General features: G+C 70.5%; 4 protein-coding genes. All 4 read left to right on the forward strand.

Annotated elements, in window-relative coordinates:
- Positions 1-715 precede the first annotated feature (715 nt).
- Positions 716-1,702 (forward strand): Gfo/Idh/MocA family protein, encoded by a 987-nt coding sequence (locus IE108_RS29315; RefSeq protein WP_064732176.1) that lies wholly within the window; start codon positions 716-718, stop codon positions 1,700-1,702.
- Complete coding sequence (locus IE108_RS29320) at positions 1,699-2,718, forward strand: Gfo/Idh/MocA family protein (protein WP_064732177.1); 1,020 nt, start codon at positions 1,699-1,701, stop codon at positions 2,716-2,718. The genes IE108_RS29315 and IE108_RS29320 overlap by 4 nt, the downstream gene beginning before the upstream one ends.
- Before the next feature lie 191 nt (positions 2,719-2,909).
- The gene (locus IE108_RS29325; protein WP_064732178.1) at positions 2,910-3,473 is read left to right on the forward strand and encodes an NADPH-dependent FMN reductase; all 564 of its coding nucleotides are present in this window, start codon (positions 2,910-2,912) and stop codon (positions 3,471-3,473) included.
- A gap of 359 nt (positions 3,474-3,832) precedes the next feature.
- The gene (locus IE108_RS29330) at positions 3,833-5,026 is read left to right on the forward strand and encodes a cytochrome P450 (RefSeq protein WP_064732179.1); all 1,194 of its coding nucleotides are present in this window, start codon (positions 3,833-3,835) and stop codon (positions 5,024-5,026) included.
- Positions 5,027-5,058 lie beyond the last annotated feature (32 nt).

Consider the following 5,058-nt stretch of genomic DNA (forward strand, 5'->3'; position numbering starts at 1 on the left):
GTACATGATCAGGAAGTCAATCAACCGCGCTCGTGGGCCGTGTTCCTTGCCGGGCGACAGTACCGTCCGCCGCTCTCCGGGCCGCCCCGCCGACAGGCTGACGGCCGGCGAGACATGTACGTCACGTCAATCTAGGGCGTCCAGAGGATCGTGGTACCCAGTTCCTGTGGACGTGGTGGCGGTTCCTCTGATCCGGGTGCCAGTTCCTGGGAACCGAGTGCCAAGATCCCTCGGACCGGGCACCCAGATCGCCTGATCGGCCTCTACTGTCGAGGGAACTGCCTGGCAGATCCCTCGGACTGGGTCCTTTAGGGCATCCATGCAGGTCAGACCGTGTTTGGCCGGAGCGCTCTCTTCCCTTGGCTGAGGTGGGCCCACGGACCCCCCGTCCGGCTCTTCGCAGTGCCCGACGGCAATCAACTCGAACTCGAGCCCTTCTCCGCCCCTCCTGAACCCGCGCCACCGAAAGTCAGCCACGACGACGCCCGCACTTCGACGGTGTGGCGCGCGTGTGCTTCCCGCAACCGTTGCCGGTCCCAGCCACGCTTCATCGCTTTTCGAGTACCCCGGCCGACCGGGACCCGCTGGGAGCACTCACGCTTCGGACTACTCACGTTGGTGATGGCCGCCTCCCAGGCGGAAGGCAAGACTGAGGAGGCTGCGGACCTGTGGGCGTCGGTGGCGAGGACACCTGGGAAGAGGAGCGGGGGACACCGTGCGAGAGCTGGAGACGGCGCTGATCGGCGCGGGGCTGATCGCGCGGATGCATCTTGAAGCGTGGATCGGTGCCGGGGCGTCGGTGCGTGTGCACTCCCTGGACGGGCGGGCCGCGGAACTGGCCGCCGAGTTCGGGGTGAAGGCCGTGGACTCCCTGGAGGAGGCTCTGGACGGCGCGGATGTCGTGGACATCTGCTCGCCCACCGAGACCCACCGGGACATCGCCCTCGCGGCGATCGCCGGGGGAGTGGCCGTGGTGTGCGAGAAGCCGCTGGCCGCCGACGTCGCCGAGGCCGAGGAGATCGTCGGTGCGGCCCAGGAGGCCGGCGTGCCCGTCTACCCGGCACACGACATCCGCTTCGCACCCGCCTACGCCCGGCTGCACGAGCTGGTGGCCGAGGGGCGTCTGGGGACGGGCACGGTGGCCCGGTTCACCGTGGCGGGGTACCACCCGCGAGCGTGGACCGGTCATGCCTCGGCGGAGAGCGGCGGCATCCTGACGGACCAGTTGCTGCACGGCGTGGACATCGCCTACTGGCTCTTCGGAGACGTCGTGCGGGTGCACGCCCTCTACCAGGGGGACATCGCCGCGCCGGCGCCCGAGGGAACGGCGGCGGTCGGCACGGTCGTTCTCACTCACGCGGGCGGCGCGCTCAGCCAGGTGGTGTGCCGGTGGACGCCGACACCGCAGCCGCCCATCCGCGTGACGTTCCACGTCACGGGCACGGACGGGACCATCGTCCACGATTCCGACTGGCCCCAGGAGATCCAGGTCTCGGGTGGCCCGGCGGGGGCCTTCGGCTACTACGGGGAATCGCCGTTCACCTCCGAGATCAGCGAATTCGCCCGGGCGTTGAGCGGCGGTCCGCAGCCACGGCTGGTCGCGCACGACGCACTGGCCGCCGTCCGGATCACCCAGGCCGCGGCACGATCCGCCTGGACGGGACGCGCCGTCGAACTGCCAGTGAAGGGGGCTGCCGCATGAAGGTCGCCGTGTTGTCGTTCGCCGGTCGGCGCGCCGTCGTGTACGCGGAGTTGCTGCGCGGCATGCCGGACGTGGAGCTGCTGGTGGCAGATCCGGACGGTGCGCCGGACGACCCGGCGCGGGGGAGGAGCACCGCCGACCGACTCGGAGCGACGTACGCGGAGGGGTGGGAGGAGCTGTTCGCGCTCCGGCCCGACGCGGTGGTCCTCTCGACCGAGGAGGGCTCGTGGCGGGCGCTGGGGGAGCGGGCCGCCGAGGCCGGCGCGCACGTGCTGTGCGAGTACCCCTACGCCGTCGACGAGACCGGCGCCGAGGCTGATGAACTCGACCGGCTGGTGCGGGTGTGCGAGGAGGCGGGTGTGCGGCTGACCGTCGCCTCCACCGCCTGTTTCGGCCCCGCGTTCGCCGTCGTACGGGACAAGATCTCCGAAGGCGAGGCCGTAGGGGACGTCAAGACGATCCACGGCGCGTACAACGCGCCCCGTCCCAGCGGGACTCGGGCGGCTCGCAGCGGAGCGCTGGGCACCAACGCACCCCAACTCCTCGACCTGGTGGACGCGGTCCTCGGGGGAGTCCCCGCCGAGCAGGTCTACGCGCAGACCAACGGCGTCGCTGCCGAGCCGGGAGTGGCGAGCGCGGCGCTGGTGACCGTGCGGTACGCGGACGGGACCGTCGCCTCGCTGGACTGCAGCTGGGGGGCGCCCGACGCGGGGCCGTCCGCGTCCGGGCCCGTCATGACCTTCATCGGGGACCGGGCGAGCGTGGACTACACCGCCTCCCCGCGGCTGCTCGGCGGATTCGACGCCCTGGAGCGCCGGGCGCGCCATGTGACGCGCGGAGACGACCCTCAAGCGGTCATGCTCGCCCAGTTCGTGGCCGCGGTCGGGCTGGAAAGCGGCGCGGGACCGGACGGCGCGGCGGCCCTGCGCACGCTGCGCGTCATCCGGGCGGCCCGTGAGTCGGCGCGCACCGGGCAGCCCGTCGATCTGGCGGGAGCACAGCCGGTGCTGCCGTGACCACCTGGCGTCCCTCAGCGCCACAGGCCCCGCGCCGCGAGGCCGTTCGCCCCGCGCGCTGCGTGGCCGTTCGCCCCCCGCACGACGGCCGGCGCATGGCCGGTTCCCGCCGTGGGTCGCGGTGGGCTCGGGCACGCTGTTGGCCTTTGCCTTCGAACCTCGCCTTCTGACCTCGCACCAGGGAGACACGCATGACCACCATCGGCATCATCCTCGGCAGCACCCGCCCGGGCCGCGTGGGCCCGCAGATCGCGGAGTGGATCGAGAAGACGGCCCGCGGCCGCGACGACGCTGACTTCGAGGTCGTCGACATCGCCGACTACGCGCTCCCGCTGTTCGACGAGCCCCGCTCGCCGCGCATGGGCGACTACGCACACGACCACACCCGCGCCTGGGCCGCCAAGATCGGACAGCTCGACGGCTTCGTGTTCGTCACGCCCGAGTACAACCGGTCGATCCCGGCCGCGCTGAAGAACGCCATCGACTTCATCTACAACGAGTGGAACAACAAGGCCGCCGGCTTCGTCGGATACGGCAGCAACGTCAGCGGCGCCCGCGCCGTCGACCACCTGCGGCACATCGCCGGGGCCGTGCAGCTGGCCGCCGTGCACACGCAGTTGCACCTGTCGCTGCAGACGGACTTCGAGCAGTTCCGGACCTTCGCGCCGACGGAGCGCCACGAGGCCGCCCTGCAGCAGCTGCTCACCGAGGTGGTCACCTGGACCGATTCCCTCGCTCCGCTGCGACAGGCCTGATCCGGCCGGACCCGACGACGGCGGCGGGCGGTTCACTTCCCAGGTGAACCGCCCGCCGCCGTTTTGTCTCCGCCCGTTCCAGAACTGAAGCTGTACCGGAATTCAAGCGCTCGCGGTGCGGAATTCATGCGGTCCCAATTCGCGGGGCTCCAGCAGCCCTTCAAGACGCGCTAGGACTCCCCTCAAGGTTCGACGCCCCCTACCAGTGCTGGGGATGGCACGCCCGGACCGCTCGTCTAATGTCTCACCCCGTAGATACGGGGAAATCGGCGTCGGCCGGACGGTGAAAAGCCGTCGGAATCGCGCCCGTTGCTTTTCCCGACGGCCAAGCGGGCGTTTCCCAGATCGGGAAGGATTCCATGAGCAACGCAATATCCTTCGAGGAACCGTGGGCGCGTACCCACCAGTTCGATCCCCCCGCGATATTCGATGCGCTGCGCGAGGAACGGCCGCTCGCGAGAATGGTGTACCCCGACGGGCACGTCGGCTGGATCACCTCCAGCTACGACCTGGCACGCACGGTCCTCAGCGACCCCAGGTTCAGCCACAGCACGGAGATCGGGCACTTCCCGGTGACGCACCGCGGGCAGGTCATGCCCAACCACCCGCGGATCCCCGGCATGTTCATTCACATGGATCTGCCGCACCACACCCACTACCGGCGCATGCTCACCGGCGAGTTCACCGCACGCAGGGCGAGCCGGCTCACCGCGCGGGCGGAGGCGGTGGCCGCCGAGCAGATCGACGTCATGCGGCAGCACGGCTCGCCCGCAGACCTCGTGAAGCACTTCGCCAAGCCGCTGTCCCTGCGCGTCCTGTCGGAATTCGTCGGCCTGCCCTACGAGGAAGTCGGCCGCTACGGACACGCGCCGACGCTCCTGCACGACCCCGACGCCGATCCGCAGGAGGCCGGGGCGGCCATGGGCCAGGCCGTCGCCTTCTTCGCCGAGGTCATCGAGCGCAGGCGCAAGGAACCCCAGGACGACCTCATCAGCCGCCTGGCCGCCGAGGACCGGCTCAGCGACGAAGAGCTGTGCAACATGGTCACGCTGCTCCTCTTCGCGGGCTACGAGACCACGGAGAGCGCCCTGGCCGTCGGCGTGTTCGCCCTCCTCCACCACGCCGACCAGCTGGCCGCCCTGCGTGCCGACCCGGACAAGCTCGACGCCGCCATCGAGGAACTCCTGCGCTACCTCACCGTCAACCAGTACGACACGTACCGCACCGCCCTGGAGGACGTCGAGCTGGGCGGAGAGACGGTGAGGAAGGGCGACAGCGTCACGGTGTCGCTGCCCGCCGCCAACCGGGACCCGGCCAAGTTCACGTGCCCGGCCGAGCTGGACATCGACCGCGAGACCTCCGGTCACATGGCGTTCGGCTTCGGCATTCACCAGTGCCTGGGGCAGAACCTGGCGCGCGTCGAACTGCGCGCCGGCCTCTCCGCCCTCCTGCGCGAGTTCCCCGACCTCGGCCTCGCCGCCGCCTTCGAAGAGGTGCCGCTGCGGCTCAAGGGGTCCGTCTTCGCGGTGAAGAGCCTGCCCGTCTCCTGGTGAACCCCCTTTTCGCCGAAAGGACCCGCGACACC

Source organism: Streptomyces parvulus, assembly GCF_014648855.1.
GTDB classification, from domain to species: domain Bacteria; phylum Actinomycetota; class Actinomycetes; order Streptomycetales; family Streptomycetaceae; genus Streptomyces; species Streptomyces parvulus.

Excerpts from the sequence above, each read along its gene's own strand:
- IE108_RS29320 (WP_064732177.1), top strand. The coding sequence starts at position 1,699 with ATGAAGGTCGCCGTGTTGTCGTTCGCCGGTCGGCGCGCCGTCGTGTAC.
- IE108_RS29325 (WP_064732178.1), top strand. The coding sequence starts at position 2,910 with ATGACCACCATCGGCATCATCCTCGGCAGCACCCGCCCGGGCCGCGTG.
- IE108_RS29330 (WP_064732179.1), top strand. The coding sequence starts at position 3,833 with ATGAGCAACGCAATATCCTTCGAGGAACCGTGGGCGCGTACCCACCAG.